This window comes from Stenotrophomonas sp. (genome assembly GCF_032066555.1).
Lineage (GTDB): Bacteria > Pseudomonadota > Gammaproteobacteria > Xanthomonadales > Xanthomonadaceae > Stenotrophomonas.
Genome location: NZ_DAMBKV010000003.1, coordinates 159,826 through 176,411 on the forward strand (window position 1 = coordinate 159,826; position 16,586 = coordinate 176,411).

The following is a 16,586-nucleotide window of genomic DNA, read 5'->3' on the forward strand; positions in this document are numbered from 1 at the left end:
CACAAAAGCGAACGGCCCGCCGAAGCGGGCCGTTCTCAAACACTACATCAGAAGTTCCAGGTTACGACCAGGTTGCTGTAACGCGGAGCCTGCCAATGCGTACCTTCGCCGAAGTAAGGCATCTTCGTGCCCGGGGTGCTCTCGTAGCGGGAGTGCACGTTGACCACGGTCTGCCGGTTGAGCAGGTTGTAGACCGACAGGCGTGCCGTCAAGTCGATACCTTCCACCGGCAGGGTCCACATCACGCTGGCTCCGAGATCGATTACCCACGGCATGCGGCCAAAGGCACCGCGCCCGGAGTACTCCAGCTCGCGGCTGGCCCACGTCGAGCAGTTGGCTTTGCACAGCCAGCCCGAACCACCACCACTGTATTCACCCGGGCCGCCGGCATTGCGGTTGTCGTTTGGCCACACCACGCCAAACGCGGTGATTGGGCCACCCGAACGGGCCGATAGCGTGCTGCCGAAGGACCACTGTTCATTCAACTTGAACGCACCACGCAGCTTGAACTGGTGACGGGCATCATTGAAGGTCACGCCAAAGCGCTCGTTGACCGCCGGGTGATCGTAGTACTGCACCAGATTGGTGTCGTTGTAGCCGGTGTCCGAGTTCACTGGTCCTTCGATATTGCCTTCGCTCTTGGACAGCAGATAGCTGGCATTGAACGACCACTTGTCATTCCAGGCGCGGTCGATCTGGAACTCCAGCGCCTTGTAGGTCCGCTTGGGACGCTTGTAGCCCATGATGGTGCCGCTACCCAGTGCCTTGTAGCCGTCCTTGGACGAATCAAGGCTCACCCAGCTGTTGGTATCCGGGCACCACAGCTGATTTGTTTCACCCGGATTGATGATCGGCCAGTCACCCGAATACCAGTCGCAGCCTTCCACGTGGTTGATGCGCGCATCTTCAACGGCGCGGGTCATGCGGCGGTAGGTCGCATTGACGCCGTACGACCATTCTTCGTTGATCGCCTGCTGGAAGCCGAGGATGTACTCATCCTGGAACACCTGCTTCAGGTCACGCGCTACCGCCGTGCGAACGTCCGTGGGCGCCGGAGCATTGCCTTCGGTGTTGACCGGGCCGATCTGCTGGCCGAGCACCGGCACCTTGTAGGTACTGCCGTTTGAGCTCTGCTTCTCTTCCCACCCATTGAACGCGTAATACGTATGCTCATCGGTGGTGCCGCCACCAAAGTAGTCGGTGAGCTTGTTGGTGAGCGGGGTGTAGTAGCGGCCCGCGTTACCGAACACCTTCATCGAGCCATCGCCCTTGACGTCCCAGCTGAAGCCCAGACGCGGCGAGATCATGTCATTGAACTTGGACTTGGCGAAGGTGGCACCAGAGGCCAGCTTGTTGTGGAACTGGTCGAAACGCACGCCAAGGTTCAACAGCAGGTTCGGGGTGACGTTCCAGTTGTCTTCCAGATAGAACGCCTGCGCCTTGGTGCTGACCGGCGCACCGGTGACCTTGTAGCGCGCGTCAACGATATCGGTGATACCGGCAGGCAGCGTTACTCCGTTTACGGAACTGCCCGCGTCCACGGAGAGCACCTGGTAGGTGGATCCATCACCCGGATAGATGGTCGAGCTGACCGAATCCATCACCTCCTGATCCAGACCGAAACGAATCAGGTGATCACCCAGCGTCCATTCAAAGTCCAGGCGCGCAGCTTCACGCTTGTCTTCACGGTTGCTGATGGCGTCGTTGGTCGGGTGGCAGCCCACGCCTTCCTGTTCGCCATAGATCCTGCTGTAGCTGGACGCCACCGTGATGATGCTGCACTCGCCATCCGACGGGCTGTCACTCACTGCGCTACGCTTGTTGACGCCGTACATCGCCTTGGCAACGAAGTTGTCGCTCAGATGTCCGGTGTAAGTCAACGACCAGTTGTCGCCGCCGGAGGAGCCACTGCTCTGACCGCTGGATTCACCAAAAATGTTGGTATTCCAATCATAGTCGTCGTAGCTGGTGGTCACTGAATCCGACTTGTCGGAGAAAGCGAGAAACTCCAGCTGATGGTTGTCGCTGATGCGCCAATCGAGCTTGGTGCCCCAGAAATCGTTATTGCTCTTGGTCTTCCACGCTTCGGAGTTATCGAGGTCCTGCGACTTGCTGTCGCGGTTCTCATACATAGCGAAGAAGAACAACTTGTCCTGCATGATGGGACCGGACGCCCATACATTGGTCTTCGTCAGCGGGGCGCGATCTCGGCTGGTGCGGTTACGCTCGTCGATGCTGCCATCGCTGTGGAAATGATCCTTCTTCTCCGAAGCCCATGCCGACGGCTCCATGGTGACTTGCACGCCACCCTTGAACTCATTGCCGCCCGAACGGGTGATGGCATTGATGACGCCACCGGTGCTGCGGCCGAACTCGGCCGAGTAGCCACCGGTCTTGATCTGGAACTCTTCATAGAAGTTGAAGGGAACCTCCGAGAAACCCTGGCGGCGGTAGGGATCGGTAACGTTCAAACCGTTGATGTAGGCCACGTTCTCGGCTACGGAGGAGCCACCGAAGCTCAGACCACCGAAGCTCGAGCCGGAATCCACCACGCCGGGCGCCAGCAAGGCGACAGCGGCTACGCTCTGGTCCACCGGCATGCGCGCCAGTTCTTCGCGCTTGATGTTGAACGAAGATTCGGTCGAATAGACATCCACCCGATTGACGATCTTGGAGCCGGTTACCTGCACCGAGTCCAGGGTAACCGCGTTGCCTGCTCCACCACCACCCAGATTGACGTTGGTGGTGCCGCCCAGCGACACGTTGACCGCCACCGGCTCCTTGTCGACTTCCCCGTCGCGCTTGACCTGCAGGCTGTAGTCGCCCACCGGCAGCTGGCTCAGGCGATACGAGCCGTCAGCGCCCACGGTTACGGTACGGGTCAAACCCGTCGCCTTGTTCACCACGGTGATCTGGTCACCGGAGTTTGCGCGGCCGGCAATCGCACCGTTCGCACTCTGTGCCATCACGCTCGGCGCCATCACGCCGAGACAGGCACCCAATGCGACGGTCAGCGCCGCCCTTTTCAACATTTTCCTGTTCATCCCCTGCTCTCTCCTGCAGATGTAAATCGATAAGTAAGACAACGGTTACGACGTTCTATTACTTGGACTCCGGCGCCAGAACCTGCGACTGGAAGTCGTATTGCCACTGGTTGAAGTAAAGGTTCCCCCCTTCCCACTCAACCTCACCTCGTTGCAGATCAACGGTCTCCGAACGGAAGTGCTGCTTGGCAGGCACGAACGCGCGTGAGTAGTCATCGTTGAACGCGATGCGGTAGGCATCCAGCCCGCCGAAATAGAAATTGCGTTGTTCGGGCTGGTCGCTGTCCAGTGCACCCGTGCTTACATCCATCGGCACCCAGCCGTAGGGCGCAAGATAGAGCGCGCCCCAATCGTGCAGGTTGTTGTAGCCGACCTCGTTGTCCGAATACACCATGCCCGACTGCCAACGCGCCGGGATACCGTTCATCCGCAGCAGCGAGATCAGCAGCAAGGTCTGCTGGCCGCAATCGGCGTGCCCTGCATGCAATGCGTAATCGGAAATATTGCTGATCGTCGAGTACTCGCGGGCGCCGCCCCACGGAATCGCATCCACCGCGTCGAACAACTTCTTGGCGACGCGGTAGGGATTGGTTTCATTGCCCACCGCCTTGCGCGAGAACTCCCGCATGGCCGGGGTGAACACCACATGCGGTGCGCGCTCGGCCAGATAGGGCGCAAGCGCCGGGTCCCGCGGCGTTGGCAGCACCTTGTCCGGATCGATGATGAAGCGGCGCGCGGAAATGGTGAGCTCGTAGCTGACCGAGAACTCGGTCGGCGTGCCGGCTACGGCCTTGCGCTCAAGATAGGCGGTGCGCTGCAAGGTGTCTTCGGGTGCGATCTGCGCGCCCTGCGGCACGCTCGACAGCCATTGGATGTTTTCCTGCTGGCCGGGTATTGAACGCGGGTACGGCAGCCAGGCGCGCACGGTCTTTCCCGCCGGCACCGCATCGGCATCGACCTTGATGGACTGGGTGATACGCACGCGACGCGGGCTGATGCTGGTCTGGCCGCCCTGCTCCGATGCCTGGATCACCTCCAGATGGTGCGAGCCGAGTCGCTCATAAGGACCGGGCCGGGAAACACGCTTCTCCAGCGGCCGCCGGTTGGAAGCCTCGGCACTGAACAGGAACAGATTATTGGGGGCGCGCTTGAACCAGCGACGCTGGCCATCGATGTCCAGATGCTCGATCAGGCCGGCGTCGTCCCAAGCCTTGAACTCCTCGTCGCGCAGGTCGGGGACCGACTTGCGCACCGCCGCCTTGGCCTGCGCTTCGTCCAGAGTGAAATCCAGGCGGATACGGCGCATGCGCTCACGCTGGAACAGGTAGGCGGCGCGGCTGTCGGCATCGGTAGCGGGCGCGGCCAGCGCCTTGTCGATTTCAGCCTCCGCGCCGGCAAAATCGCCACGGTCCACGCGCGCTACCAACTCGGGCAACGCCGTCGATGGCGCCTCACCGGCATGGGCGATCCAGGCCAGGCCCATGCACAGGGCAGAGGCGAGGACCTTGCGGGCGAACGGTACGCGGGCAAAGCGGGCAGAATCGGCGTTTGAAGCCACGGCAACACTTCCACGTGCAGGGTGGTTAACGCTGTGTAACACGCACCCGACAGCGGGTCAATAATTTATTCTTGCTTTCGACGACGAAAGGAATAAGTATTCCTGAGCATCAACGAGGGGAGCTTCCCAATGCTTGCTTTGCCGCCGCTATCCCAGCGCCGACGCTTTGCCCCGCTGGCGCGGGCTTTGATCCTTGCCACGGCAGTGTGCGCCGGGCCGGCTTTCGCGCTGTCGCGGGCCCCCGTGGCCGCGATTGCTCCCACTTATGCCGGCATCATCGGCCTGGAAGAAACCCTGCTGACGCCGCAGCCCTGGATCAGCAAGCTGCCCAATGCCGACGCGGTGATCCTGGACCGCGCCGCCATCGATGCGCAGAACGCCCGCATGCGCCAGCTTGATGCTTCCATCATCGACCTGCACAAGCTGCCCACGCTACTGCCACAAGTACTGGTCCGCGAGCAGATCAACGGCATTTCCAAGGCCCCGAGCCGCCCCCTGTACGATGTCCATGGCAAGCTGGTCACTCCAGCCCAGCTGCAGGCGGTGACCGCCAACCTCGGCCTGGATGCGATCCCGGCCACGCGCCCGATCCAGTACGGGCTGGTGGTACACCGCGCCGCGCTGCGCGCCTTCCCCACCGAGCTGCGCGTATTCAGCAGCCAGGGCGAAACCGATATCGACCGCTTCCAGGAGTCGGCGCTGTTCCCCGGCGACGCCGTGGCGGTGCTGCATGAGAGCGCCGACGGCAAGTGGGTATTCGTCGCCAGCGAACGCTATGCGGCATGGATGGAAAAGCGCTTCGTCGGCATCGGCAGCGCCGAACAGGTATTCGGCTACGGTGCCAGCGGCCCGTATCGGGTGATCACCGCCGGCAAGGCGTTCACCGCACACACCCCGGAAGAGCCGCGTGTCTCCGACCTGCAGTTGGAAATGGGCGTGCGCGTGCCGGTGCTGGCCGACTGGCCGGTCATGGACCCGGTCAACGGCCAGCAGGCGCATGGCGGCCATGTGATCCAGCTACCGGTGCGCAATGACGACGGCAGCCTCGCATTGGTGCCTGCGCTGCTACCGCGCTCGCAGGAATCGTCCAGCGATTACCTGCCGCTGACCCAGGCCAACCTGATCACCCAGGCCTTCAAGTTCCTCGGCGAACGCTATGGCTGGGGTCATTCCTATGACACCCGCGATTGCAGCGGCTTCGTCTCCGAGATCTACCGCAGCTTCGGCGTGCTGCTGCCGCGCAATACCAGCGCGCAGGCAATCAGCCCGGCCTTGAACCGCGTGCCGTTCACCGACAAGGACAGCAAGGCCAAACGCAACGAGGCCATCGCCAAGCTGCAGGTCGGTGACCTGGTGTACATCCCCGGCCACGTGATGATGATGCTCGGCGAAGCCAATGGCATGACCTGGGTGATCCACGATACCTCCGGTGGCAGCTGGTTCGACGCCAGCGGCAAGCGCGTGCATGCCAGCCTCAACGGCGTATCGGTGACCCCGCTGCAGCCGATGATGGCCAGCGACACTGCCAGCTATATCGACCGCATGACCAACATCCAGCGCATCCGCCCGCAAGACACCAAATGAAGATCACCGACATCGAACTTGGCATGCTCCGCGTGCCGCTGAAAACCCCGTTCAAGACCGCGCTGCGTACCGTGGAAACGGTGGAAGACATCGTGGTGATGGTACGCACCGACACTGGCCACACCGGTTACGGCGAGGCGCCGGCCACCGCGGTGATCACCGGCGACACCCACGGCTCGATCATCGAGGCCATCAACACCTTCATCAAACCCCGCCTGATCGGCGAGGACATCAGCAACCTCAACCGCATCTGCGGCCTGATCCAGACCTCATTGGAGCGCAACACCAGCGCCAAGGCGGCGGTGGAAATCGCCATCTACGATCTGTGGGCACAGCTGCACAAGGCTCCGCTGTACCAGATGCTGGGCGGCGGCGACCCCGTGATCACCACCGACATCACCATCAGCGTCGACTACATCGACAAGATGGTGGCCGATTCGCTGTCAGCGGTGGAGCGCGGCTTCGAGTCGCTGAAGATCAAGGTCGGCAAGGACATCGGCCTGGACATCGAACGGGTCAAGGCCATCCACGCTGCCGTTGAAGGCCGCGCACTGTTACGCCTGGATGCCAACCAGGGCTGGACCGCCAAGCAGGCGGTGTATGCGATGAACGTACTGGAGAACGCCGGCGTCGTACTGGAGCTGCTGGAACAGCCGGTGAAGGCAGCGGACATCGCCGGCATGAAGTACGTCACCGAGCGGGTCAACACACCGGTGATGGCCGACGAGAGCGTGTTCAGCCCGCACCAGGTGTTCGACCTGATCCAGCAGGGGGCGGCCGACATCATCAACATCAAGCTGATGAAGACCGGCGGCATTTCCAATGCAATCAAGATTGCCGATATCGCCTCGTTGTACGGCGTGCCGTGCATGATCGGCTGCATGCTGGAATCCAGCATCAGCGTGGCGGCGGCGGTGCATCTGGGCGTGGCCAAGTCCGGCGCGATCAGCAAGGTGGATCTGGATGGGCCGTCGTTGAGCCAGTTCAATCCGGTGGTGGGTGGTGTGATCTTCAATGAATCGGAGATCAGCATCACCGACGCGCCGGGCCTGGGCATCATCGAGGTGCGCGGGCTGGAGATGATCAAGCCGTGATCACGCAGGCGGCAACCGGTCTCTCCTCGGTTGCCGCCGCCGTGATCGCGCATGCGCAAACAACAGCACCGGCAAAGCCCGGTGCTGTTTTGTTTTGGGAGGAGCGCCCCGACCCACGCATGAAGCTGGCTTCTGCTTCTGCTGTCGCCCCCTCCCTTGCGCGCAGCGCAGGGGAGGGTTGGGGAGGGGTAGCTTCTGCTTCTGCTTCTGCTTCTGCTTCGGCTTCGGCTTCGGCTTCTGCTTCTGCTCCGGCTCCGGCTCCGGCTTCTGCTGTTGCTGTTGCTGTTGCTGTTGCTCCAGCTTTTGCCCCACCGGGTCCCCTTCCGCAGCGACGCAGCCGCCGGACAGGACCCCGCAGGGGCGACGTGCATGGATGCACGTCGTTTTTCGACGAGACAGGGACGTCTCGTCGAAAAATCCCGGCGGCGGAGTGGACCCGCGACGCGCAGCGTCGTGGGCGCGTAGGCAGGGTGTGCTTTCTTTTGGTTAGCTTTTCTTTGCACAAGCAAAGAAAAGTAACTCGCTCCCCGAAGGGGAGTGAAAGCCCTTGCTTTGACTTTGACTTGCCCTTTGGCACCTCCAAAGCAGCTGCAACGGCAACGGCAAAACCAGAATCAAAAGCTTTCACCCTCCTTCGGGGCGCGAGCGCACCTTTGTTTGCTTGTGCAAAGGAACGTGGCCCAACGAGGCGCCTTTTCAACAGCCGAATGGCTGGTCAAGCACACCCTGCCTCCGCGCCTTCCGCGCTGCGCGCTCCAGGTCCACTCCGCTGGCAGGATTTTTCGACGATACATCCCTGTATCGTCGAAAAACGACGCACATCCCTGTGCGTCGCCCCTTTCGGGGTCTTGTCTGCCAGCTCCGTCGCTGCGGAAGGGGACCCGGTAGATCAAAGGCAAGAGCAACAGCAACAGCTACCCCTCCCCAACCCTCCCCTGCACTTCGTGCAAGGGAGGGGGCTGGAGCAACAGCAGAAGCAAAAGCAGAAGCTACCCCTCCCCGGCCCTCCCCTGCGCTGCGCGCAAGGGAGGGAGCGACGCATTGCTCCGCTTGCTTGCGCAATCCCTTAAAGTCATCAGCAGATAAACACCCATACGCCCATGCCACCTCTGGTAAAAATCCGCTCCGAACGCGAACAGATGTCGGCCATCGAACGGCGCATCGCCGACTTCATCCTCGACAACGCACACCTGCTGCGCGATTACTCCTCGCAGCAGCTCGCCAATGCCTTGGATATCAGCCAGTCCAGCGTAGTCAAGTTCAGCCAGAAGCTCGGCTTCAAAGGCTATCCAGACTTGAAATACTCGGTAGGCGCCGCCGTGGCCGCCGCAGGCAACGGCGAAAGTACCCGTTGGCCACCGGAAGACCAGCCAGGCGGCTACCTGCTGATCGCCGAGACCCTGCGGCGTGCCAAAGTGGCGGCCGAAGAAGAAACGAAGGCCGCCAACCCGCAGGCCGATGTCGAGGCCATCATCGGCTTGATCGATACCGCACCCAAGGTCTTCATCTACGGACTCGGAGACGATGGCCTGTACGCGCGTGAGTTCGCCATGCGCCTGTCACTGCTCGGCTTCCTCACCGTGCAGCATGCCGACCCCATCCTGATGACCGCCAACCTCTCGGCGGCCCGCCCCGGCGACGTGCTGCTGGTGTTCTCCGAGTTCGGCAAGCTGCCACAGCTGTGGCAGTTGTCGCGGCAGTTCCAGGAAGTCGGTGGCAAGGTCGTGTCGATCACCCGCCACACCGCCAACCCCCTGCGTGCACACGCCGATGCGGCGCTGGCCATCTGCGCGCATGACCCGCAGCCACCCATCGCGCAGCTGCTGTACCGCAGTTCGCTGCAATACCTGCTGGATTTCGTGTTCGTACTGCTGTGCCAGACCAATCCTGATCGGCAGCGGCAGCTGGCATTGAACCAGGAACGCATCCAGCATCTGATCGACAACTGACCCAGGAGCCGGCGCCATGCTCAGCTTGTTACACCGAAACTTCCGTCACCTGCTGGGCAGCACATTGATGCTGATTGCCCCGGTCAGCATCGCTGTGCCGCTGGCCACACCCATGGGCGAAGCACACCAGCTGATCGTGGTCACTTCTGCCGGCTGGGACACGCCCAATGGCCACCTGCAGGCCTTCGAGCGCACCGCCAGCGGCTGGAAAGCCCATGGCGCGGGTTTCGATGTCAGCCTCGGCCGTAGTGGCAGCGCCTGGGGCATGGGCGTGCACCCGCAACAGGCAGATGGCCCGCAGAAGCGCGAAGGCGATGGTCGCAGCCCGGCCGGCATCTTCGCTATCGGCCCGGCCTTCGGCTATGCCGAACACATCAGCAGCGCCATGCCCTACCAGCCGATGCTGGCCAGCAGCTACTGCATGGATGTCCCTGCCTCGCCGCTGTACAACCAGATCGTCGATGCCGCCAAGGTCGGCGAAGCCGCGGTCAAGGGTTCCACCGAGGCCATGCGCCTGGACCTGCACAACGACGGCGACCGCCGTTACCGCGAAGGTTTCGTCATCGAGCACAACCCAGGTGCGGTGCCTGGCCAGGGCAGCTGCATCTTCGCCCATCTGTGGCGCCAGCCCGGCGAAGCGACCGCCGGCTGCACGGCAATGGAGCCAGCGCGCATGTCGGCCTTGCTGGCTTGGTTGTCTCCCGACGCCAAGCCGCTGTTCGTGCTGCTGCCCGACGCCGAGTACCAGCGCCTGCAGCGCAGCTGGGATCTGCCCGCACTTCCAGAAACCACTCGTTGAGCATTTCTCCGTTACCGGGCATCTTCCCTTCCTTTAGCCAGACCTTCTCTTCATGACCGACAGCGCACCCGCAAAAACTTCCAAGGTCTCCGCGCCCGTCAAGGTGCTGATCGCGCTGGTGCTGGCCGCCATCGTCGGCCTGGCATTGACCGCCTACGACCAGACGCTGGCGCTGAAGATCGCCGACGTGCTGCGGCCAATCGGCCGACTCTGGCTCAATGCGCTGCAGATGACGGTAGTGCCCCTGGTCACCGCACTGGTGATCGTCGGCGTCAATACCGCCAGCAATGCCGCCGCCTCCGGGCGTACCGCCCGCAACGCGATCATCGTGTTCCTGATCCTGTTGGTCGGCTCGGCCGCTTTCTCCGCGGTGATCACCCCGTTCCTGCTGGACCTGCTGCCACGCGACGCCGACAACATCCAGGCCTTCCGCGACGCGTTGCGCTCGCCGACCACCGCAGCGACGCCGCTGAGCGCCGCGCAATGGATCAGCTCGCTGATTCCCAGCAATGCACTGGCGGCAGCCGCCTCCAGCGCGATGCTGCCGCTGGTGGCCTTCGCCATGTTCTTCGGCTTTGCCCTGAGCCGGCAGGAACCGGAGCGCCGCGACCGCATCCTGGACATCATCCGCATCATCGCCGACACCATGATCACCATCGTGCGCTGGGTGCTTTGGGCAGCACCGGTGGGCGTTTTCGCGCTGGTCTTCGTGGTCTGCGCCGAGGTCGGCATGAGCATCATCGGCGTGCTGGGCTATTACATCGTGCTGATGTGCGTGATCTACATCCTGATCACCCTGCTGCTGTACCTGGTCGCCCGCTTCGCCGCCGGCGAGCCGTTCGGCCGCTTTGCCCGTGCATTGGTGCCGGTACAGGTGATTGCCGGCAGCACGCAGTCCTCGCTGGCCTCGCTGCCGGCCATGATCGACAGCGCGCGCAACCGCCTGGGCTACCCACCGGCGCTCACCTCGCTGGTGCTGCCAATGGCGGTATCACTGTTCCGCATCACCAGCCCGGCGCAGTACATCGCCGTGGCCAGCTTCATTGCCTGGTTGTACGGCATTGATGTGCATGCCTCGCAGTACGCGGTGGCGGTACTGCTGGCAGCGGCGATCAGCATGGGTTCGACCGGCCTGCCCGGCCAGGCCAACTTCATGACCAACAACATGCCGATCACCCAGAGCCTGGGCCTGCCGGTGGAACCGCTGGGCGTGCTGCTGGCGGTGGATACCATCCCCGACGTGTTCTGCACCATCGGCAATGCCACCGGCGGTGTCACCGCAACCGGCATCGTCGCCCGGCACACGGCACAGCACCCGGAGCAGGACCCGGGCAGCGACAGCTGATCGGCTGCAGCCACTCCCGCCATCGGCGGGAGTGGCATTCACTCACTCCTGCGGCGGCAGCGGCGGGGTGCCGTAGGCCGCGTCGGCCGCCATCACGTCGCGGGTGTTCTTCTGCACCGCCACGGCGCCGAACAGCGACAACGCGAACGACATGCCGTAGAAGCCCTTCTCGCTCAGCAGCAGGGTCGCGTTCCACAAGCCAACCAGCAACAACAGCAGCGCACACAGCAGTGCGAACCAGCACAGGCTGTAATACAGGCTGCTCACCGGGATGTTCTCCAGGCGGTCACGCACGCTCTTCTGCAGCGACACCGCCGAGAACAGGCCGAACAGCAACAGGGTCAGGTAATAGCCTTTCTCGTTGAGCAGCATCTCGGCGTTGAACAGGCCAACCAGATACGCCACCGCCCCCAGCAGCAAGGCCGTCCACGCAGCGGCAATGAACGCGCCGGACGGGCGATAGATCTGATGTTTCGTCATGAAAACTCCTTTTTTTGTGGAACCACGAGCCCAGTATCCGCGGGCACTCGGCCGCTACGGTAAGCGATTCCATGCGGCAGGCCCATCCCCCGAACGGGCAGCATCGGTCGCCATGGTGTAAAACCCTGCACTGGTATCGCTTACCGCTTCCGGAGACCTCCATGCCCCGTACCCTCCTGCTCAGCATGACCCTGGCCCTGGCCCCCGCCCTGTTCACCAGCGCCTGTGCGGCCGACCCCGACCCGGCAGCAGAAGCGGCCGTGAAGCCCGCGCAGTGGCCGTTCACCGCCACCGAAGCCGCCCGCTTCAACGAGCCCTGGGCGATGACCTTCCTGCCCGACGGCAGCCTGCTGGTCACCGAGAAGGGCGGCAAGCTGGTCCATTTCGACCCGGCCAGCGGCAAGCGCGGCGACATCAGCGGCGTACCCACCGTGGCCTACGGCGGCCAGGGCGGCTTTGGGGATGTTGTTGTCCATCCGCAATTCGCCAGCAATGGCCTGGTCTATTACAGCTATGCCGAAGACGGCACGGATGACACCCGTGGTGCGGCCGTCGCCCGCGCCAAGCTGATCTTGAATGCCGACGGTAGCGGCGCGTTGAGCGACGCGCAGGTGATCTGGCGGCAGACGCCCAAGGTCAGCGGCCGAGGCCACTACGGCCACCGCCTGGCATTCGGCCCGGACGGCAAGTTGTGGATCAGCTCCAGCGAACGGCAGAAGTTCGACCCGGCGCAGGACATGAAGACCAACCTGGGCAAGATCATCCGTCTCAACGACGATGGCAGCGTGCCGGCCGACAATCCCTTCGTAGCGCAGGGCTCGCCCGCAGACCAGGTATGGTCGCTGGGCCATCGCAGCGTGCTCGGACTGGCCTTCGACGCCAACGGCAAGCTGTGGGAACACGAGATGGGCCCGAAGGGCGGCGACGAGCTGAACCTGATCCAGCGCGGCGGCAACTATGGCTACCCCATCGTCTCCAACGGTGACCACTACGACGGCCGCACCATCCCCGACCACGACACCCGCCCCGAGTTCATCGCCCCGGTGGTGACCTGGCGGCAGGTGATCTCGCCGGCCGGCTTCATCATCTACAACGGTGCATTGTTCCCGCAGTGGCAGGGCAGCGGGTTCATTGGCGGGCTGTCGTCCAAATCGCTGGTGCGTGTTGCCTTCGATGGCGACAAGGCCCGCGAAGCCGAACGCTTCGACATGGGCAACCGCATCCGCGAAGTGGAGCAAGGCCCGGACGGCGCCCTGTGGCTGCTGGAAGATGGCGCCAACGCGAAATTGCTGAAGCTGACACCAAAGGCAGGTTGACGCCCGCTCCCTGTAGCGCCGAGCCATGCTCGGCAAGGGGCCTCACCGGTAAAGCTTCATCTGTAGTGCCGAGCCATGCTCGGCATGGGGCCTTACCGGTAGAGCCCCTGCCGAGCACGGCTCGGCACTACAACTAAGAGCGCAGGCGTATCGCCAAACCTATCGCCTGCACGAATCCATAGCTGATCAAGGCCGCCGCCAATGCCAGGGTCAAGGGACTGGCGTTGCCCATGCCCGCCCCCATGCCCTGGCTGAAAGCGCCGCCATACCAACGCCAGGCCAAACGCCCCATCAGCAATACCGCCAAGGCGCCACCAATCCAGGGATTCGGTGTGTAGCCGACGCGGCCATCGCGCGAGCTGATCAGCGTGTGCCTGAGTGCGAACAAGCCCAGTCCAACTCCGGCGATCGCGCCGACAATAATCCCCAGCGCAACATGCGGGATGTAGATCGCCGCCGCTACCAGCGCAGCACCCACCAACGACAGGATGCCGATACGGACGGCGTTGCGAACCGGCCGCCACGGCTGCCAGCCGAAGTGGCGACGGATGCGCCGGTAATACAACCAGCCGAAACCGGCCGTCATCAACCAAGGCATGTAGACAGGCACTGCAGCAGGCATGAAACGTCCCCGTATGTAGGAGCGGCGTAAGCCGCGAAGCTGACAACGAAACAGACATCCGTAGTGCCGAGCCATGCTCGGCAGGGCCTTACCGGTAAAGCCCCACCTGTAGTGCCGAGCCGTGCTCGGCAGAGGCATTACCGGCAATGCATCAAAAGCCAACCCCTCCCCAACCCTCCCCTACGCCTGCGGCGCAAGGGAGGGAGCATAGTGCCGAGCCATGCTCGGCAGAAGCCTTACCGGCAGGGCCCCCTTGCCGAGCATGGCTCGGCACTACCGGAAGCAAAGCTTACCTCGCGTACATCGGTTTGAATCAGGGGCCCAGCAGCTCGAAGCTGACGGCATCCCCACTCACCGACGAAGCGCACACCCACACATCGAACAGTCCAGGCTCGGCGGTGTAATCACCGTCCACACCGGTAAAAGCAAGCTGCTGACGGTCCAGACGGAACTCCACCTCCACCGAGGCACCGGCTGCCACCATCACCTTCTGGAACGCCTTCAACTCACGCACCGGGCGTACCCGGCTGGCGACACGATCGTGCACGTACAGCTGCACCACTTCCTCACCCGTCACCGCGCTGGTATTGCGCAGTGTGGTGCGAATCACCAGCTCACCATCCCATGCCAACTGCGGCGTGCTCAGGCGCGGCGATTCATATTCAAAGCGCGCGTAACCAATGCCATGGCCGAACGCGTACAAGGCCGTATTCGGGAACTCGCGCCAACGTGATTTGAATTCCGACAGGGTCGGCAGTTCGGGCCGGCCGCTGCGTGGGTGGTTGTAGAAATACGGCTGCTGGCCCGAGGCATGCGGGAAGCTCACCGGCAGACGCGCCGAGGGGCTGTAATCGCCAAACAGGATGTCAGCCAAGGCATGTCCGTTCTGCGTGCCCAGGTACCAGGTAACCGCAATGGCCTGGGCATCGCGCACTGCGCCCTGCAGGGCCAGCGCGCGGCCGTTGCGCAGCAACACCACCAGCGGCGTGCCGGTGGCAGCGACGGCTTCGGCCAATGCCTGCTGTGCCGGTGGCAAGGTGATCTCCACCCGCGACTGCGCCTCACCGCTGTAGCGTTGCGGTTCGCCCACGGCCAACACCACCACGTCGGCGTGCTGCGCGGCGGCGACGGCGGCGTCGATGCCGCCATCCAGCGGCGCTTCCAATGCACAGCCCGCCACGATTTCCAACGCCGCTGGATCTTCCATGGCGGTGCGCACACCGCTCTCCAGCGTGACGTAACGTGACTTGTCGCCAAACAAGGTCCAGCAACCTTCGATGTTGTCGCGGTCCTGCACGAACGGGCCGATCAAGGCGATCTTCTGGCCCTGTTTCTTCAGCGGCAGCAACTCGGCTTCGTTCTTCAACAGCACCACCGAGCGACGTGCGCTGTCGCGGGCCAATGCATCGTGTTCGGCGATATGCGTCTGGTCGGCTTCGCGCGCAGGATCCAGCGAACGGTAGGGGTTATCGAACAGACCGATCGCATCCTTCAAACGCAGGATGCGGCGTACCGATTCGTCGAGCACCGCCATCGGCACTTCACCGGCGTGCACCAGACCTGCCAGATGCTGGTCGTAGAAACCGCTCTGCATGCTCAGGTCCAACCCGGCGAGGAAGGCCTTGCGAGTGGCATCCACTTCATCGGCCGCGTAGCCGTGTGCAATCAGCTCCATGTCGGCGGTGTAGTCGGAAACCACCACGCCCTCAAATTTCCATTCCTTGCGCAGCAGATCGGTCAGCAGCGCGCGATTGGCGCTGGCCGGCACACCATTGATGTCGTTGAAGGCGCTCATCAGCGACAGCGCGCCGGCATCCAGCGCGGCCTTGAACGGCGGCAGGTGCACATCGCGCAGGGTCTGCGGCGAGATATCCACCTGCGCGTATTCCATGCCTGCGGCGACCGCACCGTAGGCGGCGAAGTGTTTGGGTGTGGCCAGCAGCGAATCTTCGGCGGTCAGGTCATCGCCCTGGAAGCCACGTACGCGGGCGGCGGCGAATTCGCAGCCCAGCACCACGTCTTCGCCCGCCCCTTCGGCACCGCGCCCCCAGCGCTGGTCGCGGGCGATATCCACCGCCGGGGCATAGGTCCAGTGGATGCCGGCGGCGGTCGCTTCGACCGCGGTGGCGCGGGCAGTACGACGGGCCAGATCCGGTTCGAAGCTGGCGGCCTCGCCCAGCGGAATCGGAAACACGGTGCGCATGCCGTGGATCACGTCGGAAGCGAGGATGACCGGAATACCCAGGCGGCTTTCTTCCAGCGCCACCTGCTGGATGCGCCGGCCCAGCTCGGCACCGACGCCATTGAACAATGAGCCAACCCGACCAGTGCGTACCTGTTCCAGCACCTGCTCGGCGTTACGCACATTGGCCTCCGGATTCACGTCCGGAGCGAATGGCCGGACCATGTCGGCGAATACGCTGAGCTGACCGACTTTCTCGTCGACGGTCATGCGGGAAATCAGGGATTCAATGCGGTCGGGGGCCACCGGCAGTCCTTCATGTAAACGCTTTCAAGGCGGCGATTCTAGCGCTACAAGCGTGAAGCAGCCGCCGGATGGCTCCGCCTGTAGTGCCGAGCCATGCTCGGCAAGGGGGCATTACCGGTAGAGCCCCCTTGCCTGGCATGGCTCGGCACTATCGCTTCAGCCCCTCTCCCGCCTAGGGAAGAGGGGCTGGGGTGAGGGCTGCTTTTCGCTGGGAAAGCCCCTGTCGAGCATGGCTCGGCACTACGCCCCCTCCCTTTCGCGTGGCGAAGGGGAGGGTTGGGGAGGGGTGGCTTTTGGACTTGGCCGG

General features: G+C 63.3%; 11 protein-coding genes. 6 read left to right on the forward strand and 5 right to left on the reverse strand.

The window, feature by feature from the left end; genetic code table 11:
• Positions 1-47: 47 nt before the first annotated feature.
• Both RT131_RS05700 and RT131_RS05705 read right to left on the reverse strand, forming a co-directional pair.
• Positions 48-3,044 carry a TonB-dependent receptor gene (locus RT131_RS05700; RefSeq protein WP_313171051.1) on the reverse strand — a complete coding sequence of 999 codons (2,997 nt, stop codon included), beginning with the start codon at positions 3,042-3,044 and terminating at the stop codon, positions 48-50.
• Positions 3,045-3,102: 58 nt separating this feature from the next.
• Complete coding sequence (locus RT131_RS05705) at positions 3,103-4,527, reverse strand: transglutaminase domain-containing protein (protein ID WP_313171344.1); 1,425 nt, start codon at positions 4,525-4,527, stop codon at positions 3,103-3,105.
• Positions 4,528-4,731: 204 nt separating this feature from the next.
• Between RT131_RS05705 and RT131_RS05710 the strand changes: the two genes are divergently transcribed.
• From RT131_RS05710 to RT131_RS05730, 5 genes are all read left to right on the forward strand, one after another.
• Entirely contained in the window at positions 4,732-6,186 is a 1,455-nt protein-coding gene (locus RT131_RS05710) for an SH3 domain-containing protein (RefSeq protein WP_313171053.1), read from the forward strand.
• Positions 6,183-7,280, forward strand: a complete 1,098-nt coding sequence (locus tag RT131_RS05715; RefSeq protein ID WP_313171055.1) for a dipeptide epimerase — start codon at positions 6,183-6,185, stop codon at positions 7,278-7,280. Before RT131_RS05710 ends, RT131_RS05715 begins: the two co-directional genes overlap by 4 nt.
• Positions 7,281-8,380: 1,100 nt before the next feature.
• A complete protein-coding gene (locus tag RT131_RS05720; RefSeq protein WP_313171057.1) occupies positions 8,381-9,229 on the forward strand; it encodes a MurR/RpiR family transcriptional regulator in 849 nt (282 codons plus the stop codon).
• 67 nt (positions 9,230-9,296) lie between these two features.
• Positions 9,297-10,028 carry a hypothetical protein gene (locus RT131_RS05725; protein ID WP_313171346.1) on the forward strand — a complete coding sequence of 244 codons (732 nt, stop codon included), beginning with the start codon at positions 9,297-9,299 and terminating at the stop codon, positions 10,026-10,028.
• A gap of 52 nt (positions 10,029-10,080) precedes the next feature.
• Positions 10,081-11,373 carry a cation:dicarboxylase symporter family transporter gene (locus RT131_RS05730; RefSeq protein ID WP_313171059.1) on the forward strand — a complete coding sequence of 431 codons (1,293 nt, stop codon included), beginning with the start codon at positions 10,081-10,083 and terminating at the stop codon, positions 11,371-11,373.
• Between the two features lie 42 nt (positions 11,374-11,415).
• Here the strand turns inward: RT131_RS05730 and yiaA are convergent, their stop codons facing one another.
• Entirely contained in the window at positions 11,416-11,853 is a 438-nt protein-coding gene (gene yiaA / locus RT131_RS05735; RefSeq protein ID WP_313171061.1) for an inner membrane protein YiaA, read from the reverse strand.
• Between the two features lie 161 nt (positions 11,854-12,014).
• Between yiaA and RT131_RS05740 the strand changes: the two genes are divergently transcribed.
• Positions 12,015-13,169 (forward strand): PQQ-dependent sugar dehydrogenase, encoded by a 1,155-nt coding sequence (locus tag RT131_RS05740; protein WP_313171063.1) that lies wholly within the window; start codon positions 12,015-12,017, stop codon positions 13,167-13,169.
• A 133-nt stretch (positions 13,170-13,302) separates the two neighbouring features.
• Here RT131_RS05740 and RT131_RS05745 read toward each other — a convergent pair whose 3' ends face one another.
• Together RT131_RS05745 and bglX are read right to left on the reverse strand one after the other, a co-directional pair.
• Positions 13,303-13,791 (reverse strand): hypothetical protein, encoded by a 489-nt coding sequence (locus RT131_RS05745; RefSeq protein ID WP_313171065.1) that lies wholly within the window; start codon positions 13,789-13,791, stop codon positions 13,303-13,305.
• A gap of 313 nt (positions 13,792-14,104) precedes the next feature.
• Complete coding sequence (gene bglX, locus RT131_RS05750; RefSeq protein ID WP_313171067.1) at positions 14,105-16,279, reverse strand: beta-glucosidase BglX; 2,175 nt, start codon at positions 16,277-16,279, stop codon at positions 14,105-14,107.
• Positions 16,280-16,586: the final 307 nt, after the last annotated feature.

Bases quoted from the DNA above. Each gene is read 5' to 3' on its own strand.
- RT131_RS05700 (WP_313171051.1), bottom strand. From the start codon at position 3,044: ATGAACAGGAAAATGTTGAAAAGGGCGGCGCTGACCGTCGCATTGGGT.
- RT131_RS05705 (WP_313171344.1), bottom strand. From the start codon at position 4,527: ATGGGCCTGGCCTGGATCGCCCATGCCGGTGAGGCGCCATCGACGGCG.
- RT131_RS05710 (WP_313171053.1), top strand. From the start codon at position 4,732: ATGCTTGCTTTGCCGCCGCTATCCCAGCGCCGACGCTTTGCCCCGCTG.
- RT131_RS05715 (WP_313171055.1), top strand. From the start codon at position 6,183: ATGAAGATCACCGACATCGAACTTGGCATGCTCCGCGTGCCGCTGAAA.
- RT131_RS05720 (WP_313171057.1), top strand. From the start codon at position 8,381: ATGCCACCTCTGGTAAAAATCCGCTCCGAACGCGAACAGATGTCGGCC.
- RT131_RS05725 (WP_313171346.1), top strand. From the start codon at position 9,297: ATGCTGATTGCCCCGGTCAGCATCGCTGTGCCGCTGGCCACACCCATG.
- RT131_RS05730 (WP_313171059.1), top strand. From the start codon at position 10,081: ATGACCGACAGCGCACCCGCAAAAACTTCCAAGGTCTCCGCGCCCGTC.
- yiaA (WP_313171061.1), bottom strand. From the start codon at position 11,853: ATGACGAAACATCAGATCTATCGCCCGTCCGGCGCGTTCATTGCCGCT.
- RT131_RS05740 (WP_313171063.1), top strand. From the start codon at position 12,015: ATGCCCCGTACCCTCCTGCTCAGCATGACCCTGGCCCTGGCCCCCGCC.
- RT131_RS05745 (WP_313171065.1), bottom strand. From the start codon at position 13,791: ATGCCTGCTGCAGTGCCTGTCTACATGCCTTGGTTGATGACGGCCGGT.